Origin of the sequence: Olivibacter sp. XZL3, assembly GCF_004368405.1 — a bacterium.
Classification (GTDB): domain Bacteria; phylum Bacteroidota; class Bacteroidia; order Sphingobacteriales; family Sphingobacteriaceae; genus Olivibacter.
Map to the genome: position 1 here is coordinate 1 of NZ_SBJH01000063.1, position 25,760 is coordinate 25,760.

17 protein-coding genes and 1 pseudogene are annotated in these 25,760 nt (G+C 39.5%); 17 read left to right on the forward strand and 1 reads right to left on the reverse strand.

Annotated elements, in window-relative coordinates; translation table 11 throughout:
• Window positions 1-45 precede the first annotated feature (45 nt).
• From EPX21_RS13635 to EPX21_RS13655, 5 genes are all read left to right on the forward strand, one after another.
• Window positions 46-2,241: a lantibiotic dehydratase gene (locus EPX21_RS13635; protein ID WP_255502203.1), complete on the forward strand. Its 2,196-nt coding sequence runs from the start codon at window positions 46-48 to the stop codon at window positions 2,239-2,241.
• Window positions 2,242-2,245: 4 nt separating this feature from the next.
• On the forward strand, window positions 2,246-4,435 hold the full coding sequence (locus tag EPX21_RS13640) for a peptidase domain-containing ABC transporter (RefSeq protein ID WP_134090253.1): 2,190 nt from the start codon (window positions 2,246-2,248) through the stop codon (window positions 4,433-4,435).
• A gap of 18 nt (window positions 4,436-4,453) precedes the next feature.
• Window positions 4,454-4,882, forward strand: coding sequence for a hypothetical protein (locus tag EPX21_RS13645; RefSeq protein WP_134090254.1), 429 nt, complete (start codon window positions 4,454-4,456; stop codon window positions 4,880-4,882).
• Between the two features lie 463 nt (window positions 4,883-5,345).
• Window positions 5,346-5,957, forward strand: a complete 612-nt coding sequence (locus EPX21_RS22730; RefSeq protein ID WP_166670769.1) for a sensor histidine kinase — start codon at window positions 5,346-5,348, stop codon at window positions 5,955-5,957.
• Between the two features lie 12 nt (window positions 5,958-5,969).
• Complete coding sequence (locus EPX21_RS13655; protein WP_134090256.1) at window positions 5,970-6,692, forward strand: LytTR family DNA-binding domain-containing protein; 723 nt, start codon at window positions 5,970-5,972, stop codon at window positions 6,690-6,692.
• 82 nt (window positions 6,693-6,774) lie between these two features.
• On the opposite strand, the gene EPX21_RS13660 is transcribed toward EPX21_RS13655, so the two are convergent.
• Entirely contained in the window at window positions 6,775-8,397 is a 1,623-nt protein-coding gene (locus EPX21_RS13660) for a recombinase family protein (protein ID WP_240768684.1), read from the reverse strand.
• Window positions 8,398-8,817: 420 nt separating this feature from the next.
• Between EPX21_RS13660 and EPX21_RS23485 the strand changes: the two genes are divergently transcribed.
• The 12 genes and pseudogenes from EPX21_RS23485 to EPX21_RS13705 all read left to right on the forward strand — a co-directional run.
• Complete coding sequence (locus tag EPX21_RS23485) at window positions 8,818-9,138, forward strand: DUF6660 family protein (protein WP_370450986.1); 321 nt, start codon at window positions 8,818-8,820, stop codon at window positions 9,136-9,138.
• Between the two features lie 70 nt (window positions 9,139-9,208).
• Window positions 9,209-11,377: a TonB-dependent receptor domain-containing protein gene (locus EPX21_RS13665; protein ID WP_134090257.1), complete on the forward strand. Its 2,169-nt coding sequence runs from the start codon at window positions 9,209-9,211 to the stop codon at window positions 11,375-11,377.
• A gap of 2 nt (window positions 11,378-11,379) precedes the next feature.
• Window positions 11,380-12,174: a cation transporter gene (locus tag EPX21_RS13670; protein WP_134090258.1), complete on the forward strand. Its 795-nt coding sequence runs from the start codon at window positions 11,380-11,382 to the stop codon at window positions 12,172-12,174.
• Window positions 12,175-12,311: 137 nt separating this feature from the next.
• On the forward strand, window positions 12,312-12,626 hold the full coding sequence (locus tag EPX21_RS23490) for a DUF6660 family protein (RefSeq protein ID WP_370450987.1): 315 nt from the start codon (window positions 12,312-12,314) through the stop codon (window positions 12,624-12,626).
• 252 nt (window positions 12,627-12,878) lie between these two features.
• Complete coding sequence (locus EPX21_RS13675) at window positions 12,879-17,261, forward strand: CusA/CzcA family heavy metal efflux RND transporter (protein WP_134090259.1); 4,383 nt, start codon at window positions 12,879-12,881, stop codon at window positions 17,259-17,261.
• A 7-nt stretch (window positions 17,262-17,268) separates the two neighbouring features.
• Window positions 17,269-18,471, forward strand: coding sequence for an efflux RND transporter periplasmic adaptor subunit (locus EPX21_RS13680; RefSeq protein WP_134090260.1), 1,203 nt, complete (start codon window positions 17,269-17,271; stop codon window positions 18,469-18,471).
• Between the two features lie 156 nt (window positions 18,472-18,627).
• A complete protein-coding gene (locus EPX21_RS13685; RefSeq protein WP_134090261.1) occupies window positions 18,628-21,114 on the forward strand; it encodes a heavy metal translocating P-type ATPase in 2,487 nt (828 codons plus the stop codon).
• A gap of 506 nt (window positions 21,115-21,620) precedes the next feature.
• The gene (locus EPX21_RS13690) at window positions 21,621-21,965 is read left to right on the forward strand and encodes a four-helix bundle copper-binding protein (RefSeq protein WP_134090262.1); all 345 of its coding nucleotides are present in this window, start codon (window positions 21,621-21,623) and stop codon (window positions 21,963-21,965) included.
• Window positions 21,966-22,221: 256 nt separating this feature from the next.
• Window positions 22,222-22,395 (forward strand): hypothetical protein, encoded by a 174-nt coding sequence (locus EPX21_RS22735; RefSeq protein ID WP_166670770.1) that lies wholly within the window; start codon window positions 22,222-22,224, stop codon window positions 22,393-22,395.
• 204 nt (window positions 22,396-22,599) lie between these two features.
• Window positions 22,600-23,010 (forward strand): mobilization protein, encoded by a 411-nt coding sequence (locus EPX21_RS13695; protein ID WP_134090263.1) that lies wholly within the window; start codon window positions 22,600-22,602, stop codon window positions 23,008-23,010.
• Window positions 22,992-24,278 (forward strand): relaxase/mobilization nuclease domain-containing protein, encoded by a 1,287-nt coding sequence (locus EPX21_RS13700; RefSeq protein ID WP_240768685.1) that lies wholly within the window; start codon window positions 22,992-22,994, stop codon window positions 24,276-24,278. Before EPX21_RS13695 ends, EPX21_RS13700 begins: the two co-directional genes overlap by 19 nt.
• Window positions 24,275-25,690: pseudogene (locus EPX21_RS13705) on the forward strand (YWFCY domain-containing protein); the annotation flags it as partial. The gene EPX21_RS13700 and the pseudogene EPX21_RS13705, both read left to right, overlap by 4 nt.
• Window positions 25,691-25,760: the final 70 nt, after the last annotated feature.

Sequence of the window (25,760 nt, forward strand, 5' to 3'; positions counted from 1 at the left end):
ATTAAATCTAACGTTTTTGATGAAAACACTCCTTAAGTTTTTAAAATATCGTGTCCACTTTTTGCTGACGATTTACAATCGGCATTAGAAGTGCTAAACAAATTAAATACTTATAGGCCGAATGAAGACCTTGAAAGCTTTAAGAAAAGATTCTATGAAAGATATGGGGATAATGAAATTCCTTTATTGATTGCTCTGGATAGTGAGTCTGGATTATTGTACCCGAATGTTCCAAGAAAGCCTATCTCTCAGCTTGTTAGTGACCTAAGTGTCGTGCAACGGGAAAGAGATACCACTAAACATTGGGGAAAAGTGGAGTCATATTTAAACGAGAAATTATTATCATGCCTCTCAGAAAACAAGAACGTCATCAAAATTACCGATGAGGATCTTAAGGATTTTGATAGCAATTGGCATAACATGCCCTTGTCGTTTTATGTAATGTTCAGATCTATTAGCTCTAACGATGCAACGTTGTTCATAGAGACTGTAGGTGGGGCGAGTGGAGTAAATTTACTTTCCAGATTTGCCCATGCAGACACAGATATTAGAAATCACATTAAAATAATTGCGGATATAGAAAAGGCTCATTCGGATCAAGAAATAATTGCAGAAATTGTGCATTTGCCTGAAGATCGTGTTGGCAATATTCTTATCCATCCCCCGATTCGCGATTATGAAATTCCTTATTTGGCGAGGTCCTCAAAAAACAGCGGACAGCAAATAAAGCTAAGTGATATTTTAGTCAGTGTCCGGAATAATAAAATCATACTACGGTCCAAATCATTGGATAAGGTGGTAAAGCCAAGATTGAGTAATGCCCATAACTATAAATTGAATGCGCTTCCAGTCTATCGCTTCTTGGCAGATATTCAATTCCAAGATGTCAGATCTGGATTAGGTTTGAGTTGGGGAGAGTTGCAAAAGCAACATACTTACTTTCCGAGAGTTCAGTACAAACAGGTGATTTTACAGCTCGCACAGTGGAAGTTGAAGACAGATGAAATTGTTAAATTAAAAGGTCTGGAGTTTGGAATGCTGCGAGATGAGATAGCAATTTTTAGATCAAAGTGGAATATTACGGATAAAGTTGTCTTGGCCGAATCCGACAATGAATTGTTAATTGACTTTACAAACGAAACATCAATACGTTTGTTAATTGACACCATAAGTTCACGGAAATATTTTGTTTTGAAGGAATTTGTAGAACCAAGCAACATAGTTAGCAGTGAAAATGGCGTACTGACCAATCAGTTTATCAGTATTTTCCATAAAAAGCTATTTCCCAAACAAATTACAAACCAAGACAAATATTTAAGTATAAAGGATCACAATTTAGCTATACAGAAAAAGGCTCAACCTAAATTCCTTGTCGGTAGCGAATGGATTTATTATAAGTTTTATTGTGGTGAGAAGTCGGCAGACAAAGTTTTAACAGAATGTATTTTCCGGATCTTGGAAGTACTAACTGAAAACACAGTAGGATATACCTGGTTCTTTATTAGGTATAATGATCCGATGCCTCATATTCGTTTTCGCATAAATGTCAAAAATATCGAGGATATAGGCAAAGTGATTGCATTGGTAAACAGTGAAATAAAAAGCTATGCCGAAAATGGGCTCATATGGAAGGTGCAACTGGATACTTATGAGCGAGAAATTTCCAGATACGGAAGTTCTTCAATAGAATCTGTGGAAAAACTCTTTTATTTTGATAGTGAATGCACTTTAAAAATACTGAATTATATCAGAGGACGATATTATGATAGCGAGCGTTGGTTGATCTGTTTAAAAGCTATTGATTCTCTACTCGCAGCCTTCTCTTACAGCATAACAGATAAGGAGAGTCTGCTTTTCCTTTTGAAAAGCGCATTTAATGACGAATTCAAAACCGATATAGCTATAAAAAAGAGAATAAATGATAAATACAGAACACAACAAAAAAAGATAAACAACTTTATGAGTAATGAAACAACTGATCGTTTCATTGCCGAGGCTCTTACAATCAAAACACAAAAAATGGAGGGAGTAGTTTCCGAATTATTAATAAACGACCGATGTAATAAGTTAGAAGTTTCTGTCAAAGACTTATTGAGAAGCCTGATACATATGATGGTCAATCGAATAATAATATCGGATTCCAGACTTCATGAATTGGTTATTTATGATTTTCTATATCAGTATTATCGTTCAAAACGATACAAATTAGACAAAACAAATCCAATTGTAAAATCAGCATAGTAAGATGTTTTCCAATTCGTTCAAACTGTATCGACAACTTAGCCAACGGGATTGCGGTGCTACTTGTCTACGGATGATTTTCAATCACTATGGTCAAAGATTATCTGCGGGATATCTTTCTGAATTATCAGGTACCGATAAGACCGGCATCAGCATGTTGGAAATCTCAAGAGTTGCGCAAAGATTTGGATATGGTGTGTCTGCCCGCTCAGAAACATTAAAAGAGCTCGAATTATCAACAAATCATCCATCCATAGTACATTGGAATAAATCGCATTTCATCGTAGTTTATAAAATCACAATGAAATTTGTTTATGTCGCAGACCCAGCTATTGGTAAGATCAGATACAGTCACAGGAAATTTAGGGAAGGATGGCTGGGGGCAGGAGACAAGGGATATGTTATGTATTTCTCACCACCGGACGAGCAAAAACTTGAAGAATCGCTGTCTATGGATCAGCTAAGACCACTTGATTTCGTACTAAATTACTTAAAACATTATAAGAAAGCCGTTGCCTGCATTGTGTTTGGTCTTTTACTGGGGTCAATAATACAGCTTATATTACCCTTTTTAACTCAAAATTTAGTAGATACAGGTATTCGCAACAAAGAAATCAACTTCATATATCTTGTTATTTTAGGACAGCTTAGTATGTTCATAGGAAAAACTTCTGTGGATTTTTACCGCAATCACATCTTGACACATATTAGTGCCAGGGTTAATATATCTATTCTATCTGACTTTTTTGGAAGGCTAATGAAATTGCCATTGTCCTACTTTGACAGAAAATTGACAGGTGATATCCTTCAGAGGATTGCAGATCATCAAAGGATTGAACAATTTCTTACCTCTGGAACGCTAAGTGCTATCTTTTCGTTTTTCAGCTTAATAGTTTTTGGAATTGTGCTGTTCATTTATAGTTATGCAATATTTTTTATATTTCTTGTCATGAGTTTAGTTTATGTTTACTGGCTTAAATACTTTTTACCAAAAAGAAATGTGCTCGACAATCAACGCTTTAGACAGCTCGCAATCAGTAACGAAAAGAATGTAGAGCTTTTGTACGGTATGCAAGAAATAAAACTTCATAACGCGGAAGAGATTAAAAAGCGCCAATGGGAACAAACCCAGTATGATCTTTTTGAGATCAATCTTGAACGATTAAAGGTGAATCAACTGCAGAGCGGTGGGTCACTTTTCATCAATGAGTTTAAAAATATCCTCATCTCATTCATCGCTGCCCGTTTAGTTATAAACGATTCAATAACTCTTGGTGCCATGTTGTCAATTACCTATATAAATGGACAATTAAATCAGCCTTTGGTTCAGTTGGTGGATTTTATCAAATCGTTTCAAGAAGCTAAATTAAGCATCGAGCGTATACAAGAGATAAATCAGATTAAATCCGAGAATGCATATGTCTATACTACTAAACCGATACCTCAAAATAGCATACCTGAAAGCGATATTACATTGAATAATGTGCATTTTCGGTATTCTGAGTCCGAGCTGGAAAAGATGTCTCTTAAGAACATCAATTTAATATTAAAATCAAAAAAGATAACAGCAATTGTTGGAGCGAGTGGCAGCGGCAAAACAACTTTGGCAAAAGTCTTACTTCGGTTTTATCAGCCGACATACGGAAATATTCATATAGGTGATATAGATATTAATAGTATTCCTTTTAGAACTTGGCGTGAAAGCTGTGGTACAGTTTTGCAAGATGGTTATATTTTTAATGATACGATAGCAAATAATATATCTATCGGTCAAGAAGATGTTGATATCGAAGATGTATCGCATGCGGCTAATATAGCTTGTATTGCTGACTTTATAGAAAGTTTACCCTTAAAATATGATACAAAGATAGGATCAAATGGACTAGGTTTGAGTTCTGGCCAAAGGCAAAGGATCTTAATTGCACGTGCGGTATTTAAAAAGCCTAAGATTCTTTTTTTGGACGAAGCAACAAGTGCCTTGGATGCTGTTACAGAAAAGAAGATAGTAAAAAATTTAAAAGAATTTTTTACAGATAGAATGGTCATCATTATTGCTCATAGATTAAGTACCGTTAGATATGCTGACAATATAGTAGTAATGGATGATGGAAAAATCGTAGAAATAGGAGAACATGAGGACTTATTAAACAACGGTTGTGGAGCTTATGCTACTCTAGTTCATAGCCAAATTTAATATTATAACTGATTGGATATGGAGAAGGTTTTATTTTTAACAGGTTTACCTAAAAAACTAGATAGAATCGGTATCTTAGTTAATGTTGTTGCTTTTATATTGATTGTCATTACAATATTTGGCATAAAGGTTCCGGTTTTTATCCATGGTAGACTAGTTGATGCGAAAAAAAAGGATCATGGTATCACTTTATGGTTCTGTTCACTTGATGGCGCAAAAGATTTTAGTGGCAATAATGAAACGATCCTGCTTAGAACGTATGAAAAAGATCAAAAAAGGAGAGCTAAAGTAATCACCAGTTCAATTGAAAACGACACATTGAAAATAGAATTATTTATGGAAAACAGTGCAACTTTGTTGAAATCTTTGAACGCTTATCAAGAAAAGCAGGCAAGGCTGATGATAGATAAAAAACCACTCGCGTTTACATTATTTCATTTAGATTAATATTGTGATGGGGAAAAAAGGAGTTATCCAAATCATGCGTGATTCTCAAATCGCAAGGCATCTATTCTTCTGGATTTTGTTTTTCGTCTTCTGTTTATGGATGAAGGTTTTGGTCGGTATTGCGACCACCAGCGATTTCGACGTAATATTCTGGAATATACTTCCGATAATTTACGGTTGTTATCTCAGTTACTATTTTTTTTCTAATGCATTTCGGAAAGGAGGGGTAGCTAAATCAACCAGAGGTTTTTTTCTAGGTTGCCTGCTTTTTTTGCTCCTTTATTTTTTACAGAGTTATGTGTTGGAACCCGTTTTCTATAAAAGTAGGATACATTTTCCGCGGGGCGTTATATTGAACCGCTTCCTTGTTACTGCTTTATGGTTTTATTTAGGTGTAACCGTTTTATCTCTTTGCTATTTCTTTGGTATGCAAACCCTTTTAAAAGAACGCAATTTAAAACAGATGGAAAAAGAAAAATTGGAGGTGGAAAATGATAAGGTACTGGCAGAGCATGCATTCTTACGCGCACAGATCAATCCCCATTTTCTCCATAATACACTAAGTTTTCTATATGCAAAAAGCCTTACCTCATGCCCTGATGTAGCTGATGCTATTTTATTATTGGATGATATCATGCGATATGCAATGGAGAACAAACAGGACGATAAAAGTGGTGTGCTTATCACAAGGGAAATTGAACAGATCAAGAAGCTCATACAGATTTATCAATTAAGATATGCTGGCAGGCTGTTTATTGATATTTCAATAGAGGGGAATTTAACTGCAAGGAGAATTATTCCATTGGTTTTGATAACACTGGTAGAGAATGCTTTCAAACACGGAGACCTTGAGAATCCAATCCATCCTATTCAGATTAAAGCAGCAGCAGAGGGTAAAGTTTTTCAGTTTGTTGTAAGGAACAGGAAACGCGATGGTCCGAAAGAGATTTCACATGGTATCGGTTTGGATAATCTAAAAAAAAGACTGACGCAAGCTTATGGAGACAGCTTCCATCTTGAAATCAAAAATGAGGAGTATTCGCACGAAGCGAATCTCGAGATAAGAAATATATAGAATAGCTAATTTATGATCCGTTGTGTAATAGTAGACGATGAAAGTCATCCCATTGAGGTACTGAAGCATCATTTGCGGCAGTTCGACTTTTTTGAAGTCGTTACCTCCACCAATGACCCATTGGAGGCCTTGCGCGTTGTCAATGAGGATAAAATTGACCTCTTGTTTTCCGATATACAGATGCCGAAAATGTCGGGTATGGATCTTGCCAGACTGGTTCATGGTAAAACCAGCATTATACTGACAACAGCTTACAGTGAATTTGCTGCCGAAGGCTTTGATCTGGAAGTAATAGATTATCTGCTCAAGCCCATATCCAAGTCGAGATTTTTGCAGGCAGCGAACCGTATTCTCAAACACCTTTATAAGAAGGAAAAATCAGAATTGGGGCCGGAAACATTGGATGGTGATTATATTTTCGTAAGGACGGAATTGAAAGGTCGGATTATAAAAATTAACCTGGTAGACGTGGACTATATTGAGGGTATGCGTAATTATATTGCCATCAATCATGATGGACAGAAAACATTAGCTTTACTCAATTTAAAGGACCTTGAAAATCGACTCCCGGCAAGCTTTTTTGTGAGAATACATAAATCGTATATTGTATCATTTCCAAAGATACGGATGGTCGATGGTCATCGGTTATATCTGTACGGAAGGGAAGAGGGTTTTCCGATAAGCGACAGTTATTTTAGTGCTGTTCAAGATCGCCTCAATGGACGTCTGGTATAATACTGAAAGCTTCTATTTCGGTTTCTTTTTAATATAAAATTTGACTATATTAGCATCATGGCAATTGCAGCTAAAACGTATGTCAAACCAGTGAGTGATTCGGTGAGTTAGGAAAAGGGAAGTTTGTAAAATACTGATAAATAGATTGATAGTAAGCAGGTTCGATTCCCCTACGGGCTACCTCAGGGGAAAGATTCAAATTAAACGAATCTTTCCCTTTTTTTATTGATTCTAATTCGCTGTTTATCAATAAAATAAGTGACAATGCCTCATTAAGTCGGGCGGTTCGATGTTTAGTTCCGTCAAAACACAAATTTTCCGGGTACATCGAACCAACAATCCTACGCTTCCCTTCAATATCTGCCCCCATATAGTGTTTATCGATATTTGAATACGTTTCTACTACTTTGTCCAATAAGGTTTCTATCGTTTTTATATTCTGGGACTTGCTTGGGAGATTGGCCAATAGTGCTTCCAGTTTTTTCAATTCTTCATTACACTCCATTTTAATGATCTTAAAATCATTGCCATCGATTTCATCCTTCATTAATTTTTTCCTAGCATTGGACAAAATGGCCTCCTCCTCTTCAATTTTTTTAAACAACGTGGCCCGTTCATCTAGTTCTTCGCGATTAGATGAACGATATTCGTCCAAGACGACCATTTTGAAAAGCTCGCCCGTTTCAGGCATGAGTTTAAACTTTAACAGTTCCCTTTCAAAATAACCGTTCACTTTCTCTGCCTTAAATCTACAGCCACAAGCTGAGGACGAACAGTGATAATAGTAATAGTGCCGATGACGTCCTTTTGACGCACTTCCGGTTAACATTCTGCTACAATTGGGACATTGAAGAAATCCTCTTAACGGTAACATGTCTTTGGAAACCACTTTCGTTGCGATAGGTCTTTTGTTCCCATTCAATATATCCTGTATCTTGTAGAAAAGAACTTCAGAAATAATCGGCTGATGTTGACCTTTTACAAATTCCATCTCTTCATTCTTGTGAGGAGGGACAATGATCATTCCGCAATATACAGGATTACGGATAATCTTCCAGAAGTTATTTCTTTCACATTTTAGCCCTTTTTCGTTGGCCATTTTACGTATCTGCTCAGCGGCATAGACACCTTTGGCCAACTCTTCAAAAACCCACTTCATAATGTCTGCTTCCGGCTGTTTCGGCATGATATATTTCTTTCCATCGGGGGTAACTCTGTTTATATAACCTATAGTCGCTGTTCCCATCCACCGCCCTTCCCGTCTTGCCTTTCTCATTCCGTAAAAAACATTTAGTGCCCTCCTGTCATTTTCAACTTCCGGAACTGCCAAATAAATGGCAAGCATCATTTTGTTCTCTGGAATAGACACATCCACAGGTTGTTCAATCGAGTTAACAGTGGTATTTAATGATCTCAACACGCCGATCATTTCATAGGCGGCTTCTATACTGCGGCTGAATCTATCCCATTTGACGCAAAGTATCTGAACGGCCATCTTACGTTTTTTCTTTAGCTTTATCATCAACTTTTTCCATTCTGGACGGTTAAATGTCTTGGCTGAATGATCTTCACGGATAATGCCTAAAACTTCTATACCGTTCAAAGTACAATATTGTAGGAGTCTTGCCTCCTGCTCTCTTAAAGAATAACCCCGTCTTGCCTGTTCATCTGTACTTACTCGGATATAAAGGTATGCTGAAATCATAAGCGAAAAATTTGCAGTAAACGAATGTTTTAATATTTTGTAAAATATTGATTTAGTGTCAATTTAGCTAAAATATATAGGAAATCCAAAATTATTTTTGCCTGATCTTCATTAACGTCAATACCATTCTTTCTTAAAACTTTTAATGCCTGTTCAGAAGTTATGTTCCTTTTCTCTAACAATCTTTTGGCCATGTCATTTATCCTCTTTTTTTACAAGAGTGCCGAAAACATATAACATTTTTTGACAACGTATTGGGGAGTGACTAAAGATTTTATGACAAAAAAATCGGACTGAATGATCGCCTTAAATTGTATTTGATTTTATGGTGAGGGATAAAGTGCGATTAGCGTTTATTCGCTGGAACAACATGGTTTCGATTAGCTTAGTTGTTTTGTCTTCTTTTGCTATATTTGGACCATGAAGGTTTTAATCTCGATACTTTCCATATATATAGTAATCCTATCTTTTATCCCGTGTGAAAATAAGGAGTTTTGCTGTATTGACGGAATGAACAATGTCAAAAAACAACATAAACAAGTAGATAGCACCGAACATAATCCAACCTGTCCCTGCTCACCTTTCTTTTCGTGTGGAAGCTGTACTGGAGTTGTTCTTTTTAGTATGGAAATTGATTTTTTGATTGAACAATGTCCTGTTACTTCAGCATATTTTAATTATGAGGAAACTGAACCTCAGAGTTCACCACAATCGGTTTGGCAACCTCCCAAAACCGCCTAATATCTTCTCGTTTTGCGCTGATAGCTGCCCTTAAAAGAGCATATTTACATTTACATACAAAGATTTAAGAATGAATAAAGTTATAGGCTTGATACTATGGCTTTGTACAGGTAATCTGTGCTTAGCCCAGCATACATTAACAACCATACTGAAAGATGCAGATACAAAGGAACCATTGGCAGGTGCTACGGTATTACAACTCGGTACGAGCAGAGGTGGAACAACCGATGAAAACGGTGCCGTTTCCATTACCGGCTTATCCGAGGGAAGGCATGTTTTCCTGTTCAGGAATTTAGGTTATGAGGAGCAAAGGGATACACTGGATTTTCCCGGTTCCGCGGATACCGTTTTCGTTTATCTTGAAGCAGCCGATGAAGACCTGGAGGAGGTGGTTATCTCATCGACAAGAAGTACCCGTACCATCCGGAACATTCCCACGCGTGTTGAATTTATCGGAGGGGAAGAGCTGGAAGAGAAGGGAAATATGAAACCGGGGGATATCCGCATGATGCTTAACGAAAGCACAGGTATACAAACACAACAAGTTTCAGCAACTTCGGCCAATTCCAGCATCCGTATCCAGGGACTTGATGGCCGTTATACACAGATACTTAAAGACGGCTTTCCCTTATATGCTGGTTTCTCCGGCGGCCTCGGTCTGTTGCAGACGCCACCGCTGGACCTGAAGCAGGTAGAGATCATCAAAGGATCTTCATCTACTTTGTATGGTGGCGGAGCCATTGCCGGCCTGGTGAACCTGGTATCCAAGGCGCCTACAGAGGAAAGGGAACTCCGCTTTCTGCTGAACGGAACTTCTGCCGGTGGGCTGGACATCAATGGTTTTTATGGACAGAAGTTTGAAAAGGTCGGTCTCACGGTATTTGCATCCCGTAATTCCAGCAGGCCCTATGATCCCTCCAATACAGGCTTTACTGCCATACCCAAAACGGAAAGGTATGTGCTCAATCCAAAACTGTTCGTATACTTCAATCCGAAAACTACCATGAACGTTGGGATAAACACCATATTCGAGGACCGTACCGGCGGGGATATCTTTTTCATAAAAGGAAAAGGCGGTAATGTCCATAGCTATTTTGAAAAGAATAAAAGCTCCCGGTTCTCGACCCAGTTCTCCCTGGATCACCGGTTCACAGAAAACAGTGGCCTGACCATCAAGAATTCAGTTAATAATTTCAACAGGACTATAACCATTCCCGATTATGTGTTTGACGGGAAACAGTGGTCAACCTATTCGGAGATTGCCTACAACAACAACGGCGAAAGAGCAGATTGGGTAGCAGGTATCAATCTCTACACGGACAATTTCAGCGAATACCCAAAAGATGGTTTTCAGAAAAGGGACTATGATCAGAACACATTCGGAGGATTTGTTCAGAATACCTTTAAGACAACGGATTGGTTGCAATTGGAAACGGGTATACGCGGGGATTATGTGATCGATTACGGTTTTGTATTCCTGCCACGGATCTCTGCACTCTTTACGATCTCTCCTCAAGTGACTTCCCGTTTGGGTGGAGGTCTGGGCTATAAAACACCGACCATATTTACCGAAGAAACGGAGCGCATCCAGTTCCGTTCGGTTCTGCCCATCAGTCCACAGGCAAATAAACTGGAACGGTCTTATGGCGCAAGCTATGATGTCAACTATAAGACTACACTCTTCGAGAAGGTAAGCCTAAGCGTAAACCAGCTCTTCTTTTATACCCGTATCAATGATCCATTACTTACAGAATTTGCCGGGTCCGGAACGGTGCAATTGGTGAATGCAGACGGCTATGTGGATACGAAGGGCTGGGAGACGAATGTAAAGCTGGGCTACGGTGATTTTAAACTGTTCATCGGTTATACCTTTACCGACGCCTGGCTCCGTGAAGGAACACAAAAGCGGGAGAATCCATTGACTGCCCGCCACCGGTTGAATAATGTCCTCATGTATGAGATCGAGGATAAATGGAAACTTGGACTGGAAGCCTATTATTATAGCCGTCAGGCCCTCAATGACGGCACTACGGGAAAGCCCTATTGGACCTGTGGCTTTATGGCTGAAAAGATATGGGAACGCTTCTCTCTTTTTGTCAATTTTGAGAACTTTACGGATACCCGGCAAACCAGATTTGACAGTATTTATACAGGAACAGTTACAAAGCCCATATTCCGTGATATATATGCACCACTCGATGGGTTCGTCGTTAACGGTGGTTTAAAAATAAAATTATAGCCATGAAAAAATCAACTTTTGAAATAAAAAATATGGACTGTGCCGCAGAGGAGCAAATGGTCCGAATGAAATTAGACGGGATTGAAGAGCTTATTCACCTCGATTTTAATCTTCCGGAGAGGAAGCTGATTGTGATACATACCGGAAATATAGATCGCATAGCCAAGGCCATTAAAGAGCTGAACTTAGGAGATCGTTTCATTTCAACTGAAGAAGCAGACAACACTTCAGCAGTAGGTTCAGAGCGTGAAGAGCGCAAGCTGCTGCTATATGTGCTGATTATCAATGCCTTTTTCTTTATACTCGAAATTATAACAGGATTTATTTCTCATTCAATGGGGCTTGTTGCCGATAGCTTGGATATGTTAGCTGATGCACTCGTGTATGGACTCAGCTTATATGCCGTTGGTGGGACAGTCCTCCGAAAAAAGAAAATTGCAAAAGCGAGTGGATACTTTCAGATAATACTTGCTGTTTTAGGCTTTTCAGAGGTAATCAGACGTTTCATGGGGTTTGGAGAAACACCTGAATTTGGAATGATGGTAGTTATTTCGTTATTGGCCTTGATCGGGAATGCGTTTTCCCTTGTAATCCTTCGCAGAACTAAGAGTGATGAGGCACACATCAAAGCTAGTCAAATATTTACTTCCAATGACGTAATTATAAATATCGGTGTTATGCTGGCAGGCATACTGGTTTTCATTACTGCGTCCCGTTTGCCGGACCTGATTGTTGGTACAATCGTTTTTGCTATTGTACTAAGAGGGGCGTTTCGAATATTAAATTTAGCGAAGTAAAATATTAAGAAACGAAACGCAGTTTGCCGTAGCCGTCTCTTGTTTTTTCAGAATAACTAACTTTTCAGGCCATTATACTATCATATAAAAACTGGAAAGTTAGTTACATAATATAAAAAAATATATATTTGCAAATGATGAAGCTGTTATCTTATATATGTGCGCTAATAGTACTGGTTCAGGTAATGATGCCGTGTACAGATAAAATTGCGACTACCAGTCTTCACAAACGAACAGAGCTTTCTGTTACCTCATCGAAGAATCAGGATCACAAAGATAGTTGTACACCATTCTGTCAATGCACATGTTGTGCTACACCTTCAATACAGCAAAAGGCTTACATTATTGTGAGCCCCGATCCTATTGTTCTTGAATCTCATAGTTGGCATACCCCCGGAAAATGCCTGGAAGCCCATATAAATGTATGGCAACCGCCTAAAGTGATTTCTTAAGCACGTTTCTGTGCGTATATGGGCTCAAGTTTGTCCATTTAATTACCAAAATCAAATAATATTATTGCTCAGGCTATGGCTAAAAAGAAAAGGTCATTACCAGCAAAAAGCGTAGGTCGTTCAGGAAAGAACTACAAGCAACCTCAATGGATAAAAATCCTAAGGGTGGTTGGTATATTTCTACTTTCAATGATTTTGCTGTTAGCGATTATTGGAACGATTCTACATGCTTTAATTCATTTCAAATAAGATATGCTTAATAAAATTATTAAGTTCTCTATAGAGAATAAACTGATTGTTGCTTTGATGACGCTCGGGTTGATTGCCTGGGGGCTGTATTCGTTAAAGCAGCTACCAATTGATGCGACGCCTGATATCACAAACAATCAGGTTCAGGTGATAACCCAAAGTCCATCACTTGCGACACCTGAAGTGGAACGGCTAATAACTTTTCCGGTAGAGCAAACGATGTCAACTATTCCGGAAATAGAGCAGGTACGTTCGATTTCCCGTTTCGGCCTTTCAGTAGTCACCATTGTGTTTCATGACGATGTTGACATTTATTGGGCCCGTCAACAGGTGAACGAAAAATTAACCGAAGCAGGTAACAATATTCCTTCGGATGTAGGTAAACCCGAGATCGCTCCGATCTCGACCGGTCTCGGGGAAATCTACCAGTATGTAGTGCATGCGAAACCTGGTTATGAAGAGAAGTATGACGCAAGAGAATTACGTACGATCGAAGATTGGATTGTACGCAGGCAATTATTGGGAACGCCGGGCATAGCGGAAGTAAATAGTTTTGGAGGTTTGTTAAAACAATATGAAATTGCACTTGATCCGGATAAGCTGAATAGTTATAATCTAAGCATTAATGATGTTTTTAGCGCATTGGAGCGCAATAATCAAAACACAGGTGGCGCATATATAGATAAAAAACCCAATGCTTACTTTATCCGAAGTGAAGGTTTGGTGGGAAGTATTGATGATATTAAAAAAATTGTCGTCAGGAAAAGTCCAAAGCAGGTACCAATACTGATCAGAGATATTGCCGAAGTCAAACTTGGTAATGCTATTCGGTATGGTGCATTGACAAGAACCACGAAAAAAAGCCAAGGAGAAGCAGTTGGGGGTATTGTAATGATGCTTAAGGGCTCAAATGCAAATGAAGTCGTAAGCAAGGTAAAAGAAAAGATAGCACGTATCAACAAAACACTTCCAGAGGGCGTTACCATTGAGCCCTTTTTGGATCGCAGTGCTCTTGTTGACCGGGCGATCGGAACAGTCGCAAAAAATCTGATAGAAGGCGCATTAATAGTCATTTTTGTACTTGTACTATTTCTTGGAAATCTCCGGGCCGGGATTGTAGTTGCTTCTGTTATACCTCTTTCAATGCTTTTTGCTATTTCGATGATGAATATGTTCGGGGTCAGTGGAAACCTGATGAGCCTTGGGGCCATCGATTTCGGATTAATCGTTGATGGAGCCGTTATTATTGTCGAAGCCACCATGCATCATCTCGGTTTAAGCAGGAATACCAATAAGCTTTCGCAAAAGGAAATGGATGATGAGGTCTATGAGTCAGCTTCAAAAATACGATCTGCCGCTGCATTCGGTGAGATTATAATTCTAATTGTCTATCTCCCTATTCTTGCACTTGTAGGTATAGAGGGAAAAATGTTCGGTCCCATGGCGCAAACAGTGTCCTTTGCCATTTTAGGTGCTTTCATTCTCTCCCTTACCTATGTACCGATGATGTCAGCACTTATATTGAGCAAAAAGATTAGCCATAAGCGCAATTTTTCGGATCGTATGATGGACTTTTTTCATAAGTATTATGATCCGATGATCCGTATAGCGCTTCGCAATCGTGTAATTGTAGTACTTACGGCAGTAGTTTTGCTAGGCCTTAGTGTTTTTGCCTTTACCCGAATGGGCGGTGAATTTATCCCGACGCTCGAAGAAGGTGATTTTGCGGTAGAAACAAGATTACTTACCGGAAGTTCCCTCAGCCAAACGATAGATAAAGTCAATCAAGCCTCTGCTATACTCATCGACAAATTTCCTGAAGTGATAGAGGTAGTAGGAAAAATAGGTGCGGCAGAAATTCCGACAGATCCAATGCCTATGGAAGCAACTGACCTAACCATTATTCTAAAGGATAAAAAAGATTGGGTAAGTGCGGTTGATCGGGAAGAGTTAGCTGATAAAATGGCTGAGGCGCTAGAACCGGTCACCGGTGTAACTTTTGGCTTTTCACAGCCCATTCAGTTACGCTCCAACGAGCTAATATCAGGGGTGCGACAGGACATAGGAATTAAAATTTTCGGTGATGATCTGGATCACCTAACCGATCTCTCGCGAAAAATAGGCAAAATCGTTGCAACGGTCCAAGGGGCTGCTGATCTATATATCGAGCAGGCCAGTGGTCTCCCTCAGATTGTCATTAAGGTGGATCGCGACCGGCTTGCCCGTTTCGCGATAGATGTCGAGGCTGTGAACCAGGCCGTAAATGCCGCTTTTGCCGGTCAGGCGGCAGGGCTGGTGTATGAAGGCGAAAAGCGCTTTGATTTGGTAGTTCGCTTGGATGAAGAATACAGACAGAACATCGATAACGTTCGCAGCCTGTTTATATCAACGCCCGATGGTGAAAAAGTCCCATTGTCGCAAGTGGCATCAGTAGACTTTGAGGTAGGTCCGAACCAGATACAACGGGAAGATACAAAGCGTAGAATTATCGTAGGTCTAAACGTTAGGGGAAGAGATATCGAAAGTGTCGTAGAAGAAATTGAACAGAAAATCGGCAGTCAGATTAAATTGCCTACCGGCTATTACATTACTTACGGGGGGCAGTTTGAAAATCTTCAAGCCGCCAGCCGGCGCTTATCTGTTGCTGTACCTGTGGCACTATTGCTGATACTTTTATTACTGTATTTCACTTTTGGATCAATAAAACAATCTATATTAATTTTTACAGCTATTCCAATGGCTGCAATAGGTGGAGTATTTGCCCTTTTGGTGCGAGGAATGCCGTTCAGTATTTCCGCTGGAGTGGGGTTCATTGCGCTCTTCGGGGTTGCCGTATTAAACGGGATTGTATTAATAACCGAATTCAATCGGTTGAAAAAGTCCGGTATAAAGGATTTAAGAGAAATCGTAATAAAAGGGACAGCCGTTAGACTTCGTCCCGTACTGATGACTGCTACCGTTGCGTCTTTAGGGTTTATGCCCATGGCATTATCTACAGCAGCCGGAGCGGAGGTCCAAAAGCCGCTGGCAACAGTTGTAATTGGCGGATTGATTACATCAACGATTCTAACGCTACTAGTTTTGCCGGTATTGTACACCTATTTTGAGTCCTTCAAACTAAAAAAGCACATAGTAAAAGGAACTGCGGTGGTTGCCTTTTTGGCGTTCTTGATGTTTCCTTATAGTTCTAAAGCACAGGAACCATCTTCAATTTCCCAACGGATAACATTGGCAGAGGCAATTGAAATAGCACTTAAAAACAACCAAATGGTGAATTCAGCAGCATTGCAAATCGATCAACAAAGAGCATTGCGCGGGACCTCGATTGACTTTGGGAAAACAAATTTTGATCTTCAATATGGTCAAATGAATACAATTAAACGAGATAATAATATTTCGATCAGTCAAAGCATTGTGAATCCGTTCTTATTTGGTAAACAGCGTAAACTCTACGATGCCCAGCTTAAAAGTAGCGAGCTTAATCTCGGCGTTACCGAGAATGAATTAATCTACCAGGTCAAAAGCACATACGGACAACTTGCGTATTTTCTTTCACTTCAAAAGCTTTACCATACCCAAGACTCTATATTTAATAATTTTCTCAGGGCGTCATCCCTGCGTTACCGGACAGGGGAAACTAATTTGCTGGAAAAAACAACAGCTGAAACGCAGCGAAATGAAGTTCTCAATCAGCTCGAAAAAAATAGAGCAGATATTATGATCTATATGGCCGAGCTGAAAAGGCTCCTTAATACACAAGACAGTATCCAAATCTCAGAAAGCGAATTAAAAAAAGAACATTGGCAAAGTAATACAGGCAGTGTTAGTGAAAATCCGTGGCTTTCTATGCAAAAACAGCAGATAGAGATAGCAGATAAAAGCATTGGTATAGAGAAAGCGAAAGCTGGCCCGGACTTTACACTAGGATATTTTAACCAATCCATAATCGGTTCACAGAATGTAAACGGACAAGAAGTGGTGTTCGATGCGGGAAAGCGGTTTCAGGGAATACAGGTAGGTGTAGCATTGCCAATCTTCTATAAACCTTTTGCTAACCGCATTAAGACAGCAAAGATTCAGAAACAAATAGCGGAATCACAATACGATTTAGCTCAGACAAATCTGAAATCGCAATTTCAACAGGCAAACCAAGATTTATTGAAAAATTCGAAGAGCATTGACTATTATCAGAACAGTGCGCTGCCGAACGCAAATCTGATTTTGCGGCAGGCACAAGTTGCATTTCAAAATGGCGAAATCGGTTATCTTGAGTTCTCTGTAGCTCTTCGGACTTATTCCGACATTCGTTTTGCATACTTACAGGCACTTAATCAATACAATCAGTCCGTATATACAGCACAATACCTTATTGGCTTAAATCAATAATCCAGCAATGAAAAAGAACATAAATATCAAACAAATACTTGTAGCAACAGTACTTATTCTTATGCTGTTCTCTTCGTGTGGAACCAAAACCACGGAAACACAGGAGCCGGAAACAACAGTTGCCGAAGAAGAAAATTCCAATATTGTCGAACTTTCTCCAGCTCAATATAAAGGCTCACAAATAAAGATCGGAACCGTCGAAAAGAAATCACTTAGCGGTGTTTTGAAAGTAAACGGATTTGTAGACGTCCCGCCAGAAAACCTTTATAGCATTACAACCCAGTTGGGAGGTATCGTTAAATCTACTTCATTGTTGCAGGGTGCTTCAGTTCGCAGAGGCCAGGTTATTGCCGTTCTTGAAAATCAGGACTATGTCCAGCTGCAGCAGGACTACCTGGAAAGTAACAGCCAACTGGAGCTCGCCGATGCCGAATATAAAAGGCAATTGGAATTGTCGAAGCAAAACATCAATGCGCAAAAAACCGTGCAACAAGCAAAATCGCAATATCTGACAATGCTGTCGAGAACCAGTGCCCTTAAAGAGCGTTTAAAATTGATAAATATCAATGCTACCACACTGAGTGCAGGAAATATCAGGAGTACGATAAATATCTATGCTCCAATTAACGGTTACGTTACTAAGGTAAATACCAATGTAGGCAGATTTGTCGCACCCAACGACGTAATGTTCGAAATTGTTAATAACGTCAACCTTCATGTAGAACTTAAGGTTTTTGAAAAAGATGTATCGAAAGTGAAAAAAGGCCAATCTGTGCGATTTACATTAAATAATGAGACAGAGGAAAGAATAGCAAAGGTTATTTTAGTTGGGCGCGAAATTGATCCGGATAAAACCGTGACGGTACACTGTTTAGCTACCATCCAAAGTGAGAGCCTGATACCCAACACCTATATTAAGGCGTTTATTGAAACAGGTAACAACGAGGTAAACGCACTTCCTGAAGGCGGGGTGGTAGATTACTTAGGCAAAAAATACATATTTATTGAAAAAGGTGTAAGAAATGTGAAATCTGAAAATGCTCCTGCTGAAAAGATGCACGATTTCCAACTGGTCGAAGTAACGACCGGTCTATCGGAGGCGGGATATGTAGAAGTTACTCTTCCGAAAAATATCGACTCTACCAAAATAGTAGTTAACGGCGCTTATGACCTGCTGTCAAAAATGAAAAACAGTGAGGAGGAGGAATAGAAGAGGTAATAGTAAAGCAGGATAACGCGTTATCCTGCACTTCACGATTCCAGCGATAAAGAGGCAACAAATGTTACTGAAACTTTGTATTATATATAAATTATATCCCTTATTGTAGCAAAGAAGGATCAAGTGCCAAAACCAATAAAGGTGACCATGAAAAAAACAAAAATAAACTTAGACATACTCCTTCCGGAAATCCCTGATGAACGGGATCGTTGCGTTGAGCGTTTAATAAAATTGCTGGAAGGTAGAAATGGGATTGAAAAGGTACATCTCAAACCTCAAAATAAGCAAAGTAAAGCTCAATTATGTTTCCACTATGACCCGGATGTTATCTCCATCGAAAGAATACAAAGCTTGGCTAAAAAAGCAGGAGCCACATTTACCGAAAAATTTGGGCATTTATTGATACACACAGATGGTGTTAGACATGTAAGACATGCGCGGCTTATCGAAAGGAAATTGAAGAGAATTGAAGGTTTTACTACGGTATCGGTTTCGGGAACCGGAGTAATACATGTTGAATTCGACCATCACAAAATCGATCAAAAGGAAGTTGAACGCTCAATAACAGGTATGGGAATTAAAATAATTTCTAATGAGCATGCGCAACTTGTCAAACCTAAAAGCGATGGGATAGATAAACAGATAGATAAAAAGAATGAGGAGAGTAAGACAAAGGAGCATGATCATGTTCACGGGGGTATATTTGGTAAAAACGCTGAACTCATTTTTAGCATTATCTCAGGAACATTATTGGGGATAGGTTTTGGTTTATCATTTTTAGAAGGTCCCTCTGCATGGGTTTCCCTTTGTTTCCTTTTCGGAGCTTATTTTTTCGGAGCTTATTATGTTATTAAAGAAGCCTATGAGGCTATTTCTAAAGGAGAATTTGAAATTGACTTTTTAATGTTAGTGGCCGCTGGCGGAGCTGGGGCACTTGGGCAGTGGACAGAAGGTGCCCTTTTATTATTTCTATTCAGTTTAGGGCACGCACTCGAGCACTTTGCGTTAGAAAAGGCGCGTAAATCAATAGCAGCGCTCACGGACTTAGCACCAAAAACCGCCTTTAGAAAACAAGGTGATAAAATTGAAGAAGTTCCCATCGAACAACTTAATATTGGTGACATTATCGTTATTCGTCCCAACACCAAAATTGCCGCAGATGGTATTGTAGTTAAAGGAACCAGTGGGGTCAACCAGGCACCAATTACCGGGGAAAGTATTCCCGTTGATAAGCTGGCATTTGAGAAAGAGGAGATAGATATAAATAAAGCTGCTACGCTAGACGCAAAGTACAAAGTATTCTCAGGTTCAATTAACGGAAACGGTACACTGGAAGTGAAGGTAAGTCGGGAAGCCAGTGATTCAACGATTTCCCGGATGATTAAAATGGTTAATGAAGCGCAAACACAAAAGTCGCCCACGCAGCAATTTACAGATCGTTTCGAAAAACTTTTTGTACCTGCTGTCCTGATTTTAGTGTTTTTACTGTGTTTTGCGTTTCTTGTGACCGATGAAACGTTTAGTGACAGCTTCTATCGAGCGATGTCCGTGTTGGTAGCTGCCAGTCCGTGTGCCCTTGCAATATCTACGCCGAGTGCGGTACTCAGCGGCGTTGCGCGAGCCGCAAAAGGTGGTGTTCTTATAAAGGGAGGAAAACCACTGGAAGACTTGGGAACATTAACTGCTTTAGCTTTCGACAAGACAGGGACGTTAACGGAAGGTAAGCCGAAACTTACGGCGGTTTTTCCTTCTGAAGATATCAATGAAGAAACCCTGCTTAAGATTACAATAGCAGTAGAAGCGTTAAGCGACCATCCATTGGCGAAAGCAATTGTACGGGACGGGTTAAAAAGGCTCAATAACACACATGTTCCTTCTGCGGAGAGTCTTGAAGCAGTGCTCGGTAAAGGAGTAAAAGCGAAATTAGAAGGAGATACAATATACATCGGCAACCTTACCCTATTTGAAACATTGGATGCAAAGAAACCATCGGACACCTTTGTGAAAAAAGTACAGGAATTGGAGGGGCAAGGTAATACTACCATGATAATACGAAAAAACGAAGATTACATAGGGATGATTGCTGTGATGGATACACCCCGTCCGGAAGCAAAAGCGGCCTTGTCCAATCTAGAAGCTGTTGGCATTCGTCGTATGGTCATGTTAACCGGTGATAATCAAAAAGTGGCTGATGCTATAGCTGGAGAGATTGGCCTTTCCGATGCATGGGGAGGCCTGCTTCCGGAACAGAAGGTTGACGCAATAAAAAAGCTTAGGCAGCAGGAAAAGAATGTAGCAATGGTGGGCGATGGGGTTAATGATGCACCTGCAATGGCTAATAGCACTGTTGGTATCGCAATGGGAGCAGCAGGGTCGGATGTTGCGCTCGAGACTGCCGATATTGCTTTAATGGGAGACAATCTCAATTTGCTTCCTTTTGCAATTGGGCTTAGCCGTAAAGCGAAAGGTATTATTAAACAAAATTTATGGATCAGCCTAGGTGTCGTCGCAGTTCTAATTCCATTAACTATTCTCGGGATAGCCTCCATCGGTCCGGCTGTTGTAGCACATGAAGGATCAACTTTAGTTGTAGTATTTAACGCATTGAGGCTATTGGCATATAAAAATGAATAAGAATCAAGTTAAGAAAGTTACAGCTTCTCCCAATAAAAGACGACCATCTAAAAAAAAGAGGCGAGATATGACAGGCATAGAGAAAATAGGGGCGATTTTTGGTGTAGTTCTAATGATAATTTCGATAATTTTTATTGCGGTGTATATATGGGCTTATTCAGAACACCTCGACGCTCTTCACAATTGATCCATAAGATGTACTTACTCGAAGAAATTTTCGATGCCAAATGGATACAATTTTGCCTTTTTTTAAACAAACGACATGCTATTATGTAATATATTCAGTTTAGTAAATTATCAAAAAATGAGGAGAAGAGAAGAAGCTGGTAACATTCTGACAATTAAAAGTATTGGATTAGCTCGTATTGCACCCGAAGCCATGCATTGTTAAAATAATTACTCCTCATCTTAGACAATACAAATTTATGTGCTTGGGTCGATAAATCATAAAATAACACTTTTAAAGAATGATTTTTCTAGCAGTTTGAACCCTTAAACATTTTATTATGTCACACCAACAGTATCAAAACTGCATTGAAGCATGTAATGCTTGTGCAGTTATCTGCAACCATTGTGCTATTGCATGTTTAAATGAAGAAGATGTAAGTCATCTTAAAAGATGCATTCAATTGGATCTCGAATGCGCAGCAATTTGTCGATCTGCTGCTGAAGTTATGAGTTTGGGAAGTAATTACAGCGAACAACTTTGTAGAATCTGCGCCGAAATTTGTAATGTATGTGCAGAGGAATGTGAGAAACATGCCCAGATGGGCATGGAACACTGTCGTGAATGTGCGGAGGCTTGCCGTAAATGCGCGGAAGCATGTGAAGAAATGGCTCACGTAGCCTGATTGATTGGCGGAGCTCTGTTGAGGATAGAGCTTCGCTGATTTTTTATAAGTTAATAGAAAGCCATACGCTAAACTGAGATGCTGACCAATGGGCTCACTCATAAACAGAATATTAAAATAATCATAATACAAATTACTAAAAAATTGCATCACTATTCTTTTTAGGAAAAGGGAAAAAATCTTTAACCACTCCCCAACAAGTTGTCAAACAGCCTAATAAACCTTTTTCAACTTTGACAGAAGTTATTCTCAAACCATGAAAAAGACTATAAGAAAAAAGCTTACAAAGGCACCCGAGTTTCTTCAAAAGAGCTTACAGCTAAACATTAAACCTGTACGAAATACCCGAACACATATCAGGCAATTATTACGTTCGTTTATTCCGCTCCATCCAACCAAAGAAGTAGAAGACATTGACCCTCTTTACTGAAATTGAGGTACGGTCAAATAGGTTTAGATAAAACAATCCATTAACAGATAATTCAAGTTTAGACTACATTCGGACAGGTCAGCTATGCCCACGCGGGTGAGCAGCAAAGATGTATTTTCGTATACGAAAATATCTTTGCCGTCCTTGAGGCCGGGGACTTTACTCGGAACTCGCAAAGTCTGAACTTTCTAAAAGGTGTGATTTATGCCCAGAAAAAAAATCAAAGATCAAGAACAGGTACTGACTAATCCGATTGTTATTAGGGTCACCTTGAATGAGTTTAATAAGCTTGAAAAGGTCCGGAAAGAAAGTGATTGCAGGAGCATAGGAGAAGTGGTCAGAAAGATGCTCTCAAAACAACGGGTAACCTATTTGCATAGGGATATTTCTATGAATGGTCCTATGGAAGAGCTTGCATTGATAAGAAAAGAGATCAAAGCTATAGGTATAAATATCAATCAACAGACGCATCGTTTCCATACCAGTCAGAATGAGGCTGAACGGGCCTTTTTCGCTCTTAAAACTGCCAGCGTTTATAAGCAGATGGAACCTAAGCTGGAACATCTGTTAAGCATTGTTTCAAAACTTGCTGAAAAATGGTTGCAAGGATCATGATAGGTAAAAATATTCGGGGCATATTGCATTATAACGAGCAGAAGGTTACGGAAGGTTCTGCCACGCTGATTATGGCCAGCGGGTTTGCCGATGATATCAAAAAATTGAATTTTGCTCATAAACTTACGCGGTTTGAACACCTAACCAGTCTCAAACCAAGCGTAAAAACGAATGCACTGCATATTTCGCTTAACTTCCATTCAAGTGAAAAATTGGACGATGCTAAAATGCAACAGATCGCAGTAGCCTATCTGGAGCGCATCGGCTTTGGCGACCAACCCTTTTTGGTCTATCGTCATCATGATGTTTCTCATCAGCATTTCCACATTGTAACGGTAAACATAAAGAGAGATGGCACATCCATAGACCTGCATAATATAGGAAGGATAAAATCGGAACAGGCACGAAAATCCATAGAGGAAGAATTTGGCCTGATAAGAGCAGAGAGCAAAACATATCATCCAGAGCCAGCCATAAAAGCAATTGATCCTGAAAAAATACAGTATGGACATTTGCCTACCAAAAGAGCAATCGGCAATGTGGTTACTACGGTGATGAATAGCTATAAGTTCACATCACTTGCGGAATTTAATGCAGTGCTCAAACAGTTCAACGTCGTGGCAGACAGAGGGAATGGGGAAAGCGAAATGTTTAGGAAAAAAGGTCTTCTTTATTCAGTACTGGACAGACAGGGCAATAAAGTTGGAGTTCCGATCAAGGCAAGCAGCTTTTATAGTAAACCTATCCTTAAACGGTTGGAAAGAAAGTTTGAACAGAGTGTCGAGAAGAGGAAGCCATATCGCGATGATCTAAAAGAGCGGATCGACTGGGTGCTTAACAGGTATGAAAACATTACCAAACAGTCTTTGATTACCGAATTACAGAAAAGTGGGATAGCGCTTGTTTTCCGTCAGAACGAAAAAGGGTTTGTATACGGCACTACGTTCATTGATCACCGGTGTAAAACCGTTTTTAATGGCAGCAGTCTTGGGAAAGCCTACAGTGCCAAAGCCCTGAAGGAAAAACTTGCCGAAAACGATAAGGTCAAGACCTATCTGGCGAAACCAAAAAGAATAAACAGTTACCTAAAACCCCACAGTGAAGAAAAGCACCTTCAACATGCCGGAAAAACCAACTTTTACAATCTGACTGTCTCCACTACAACCGATAAACTAATAAAAGACCTTCTTGACCCGGAGTATACCGGATATGCACCTTCTATTACTTCCAAAAAGAAAAAAAGACGGATAAAGCCAAAGCAGTCATGAACACAGGAGAAGATATACAGGGCTTAAGGAAAATTATCGACTTTTCCCGACTGATCAGCATATTCATATTAGCTATCCATTTTTACCTATGCTGTTATAGAGCTTTTGAACAATGGAGCTGGACAGCCGAAATTACCGATAGAATCATAAGTGTTATTGCAAAGACGGGCCTTTATTCCGACATCTTCTTGCCCAAACTTGCTGCACTGGGTTTGCTGTCAATATCCCTGTTGGGAGCAAAGGGCAAAAAGGATGAAAAGATGAAGGTTAGGGTAATCGTTTGCTATATTATTACCGGACTATTACTTTACTTTCTAAGTATACTTTGTTTTTATATTCCTACCGGAATAGCGGTCATTGCAGCACTCTATATGCTGATGACATCAATAGGTTACCTTATGATCCTAACGGGAGGTGTATACCTCTCAAGGCTATTAAAAGAAAAGCTTAGCCATGACATCTTCAATACCGAGAATGAAACCTTTCCACAGGAAGAACGGTTATTGGAAAACGAATTTTCCGTTAACCTTCCGACAAAATATCAGCTTAAGGGGAAGATAAGGAACAGTTGGATAAACTTCATCAATCTTTTCAGAGGGTTGTTGGTAGCAGGAACCCCTGGCGCAGGAAAAAGTTATTTTGTTATCCGCCATATCATTGATCAGCATATAAAAAAAGGGTTCTCCGTCTTCTTATACGATTTTAAATTCGATGATCTATCCAGAATCACCTATAATACCTTGTTAAAATATCGGAAGAATTATGCCGTGAAGCCAACCTTTTGGGTAATCGATTTCGAGAAAATATATCACAGGTGCAATCCCTTGGATCCCGAAAGTATGGACGATATAACCGATGCTACGGAGGCAAGCCGTACCATTATGCTTGGCCTTAACCGCGACTGGATAAAAAAGGAAGGTGACTTCTTTGTAGAGAGTCCCATAAACTTCCTGACAGCCATTATCTGGTTTCTTCGGAAGTATGAAAATGGGAGATATTGCACCCTGCCACATGTTATAGAGCTGATGCAAGTGGATTATGATCCACTATTTGCCGTATTACAACAGGAGGAACAGATCAAAGTATTGATCAACCCATTTATATCCGCCTTTCAGAATAATGCAAAAGAGCAGCTTGAAGGACAGATCGCCAGCGCAAAAATCGGATTGGCCAGATTATCCTCGCCCCAGTTATATTATGTTCTGAGCGGCAATGATTTTACCTTGGATGTTAATAACCCGAAAGCTCCGAAAATTGTATGCGTTGGTAACAATCCACAGAAACTACAGGTATTCGGCCCTGTACTTTCCCTCTTCATTTCAAGAATGATAAAACTGGTCAATAGGAAAGGCCAACTTAAAAGCAGCCTTATTTTTGATGAGTTTCCAACAATCTACTTTAACAATGTAAATCGTCAGCAAAAAGTGGACACGATATTTTAAAAACTTAAGGAGTGTTTTCATCAAAAACGTTAGATTTAAT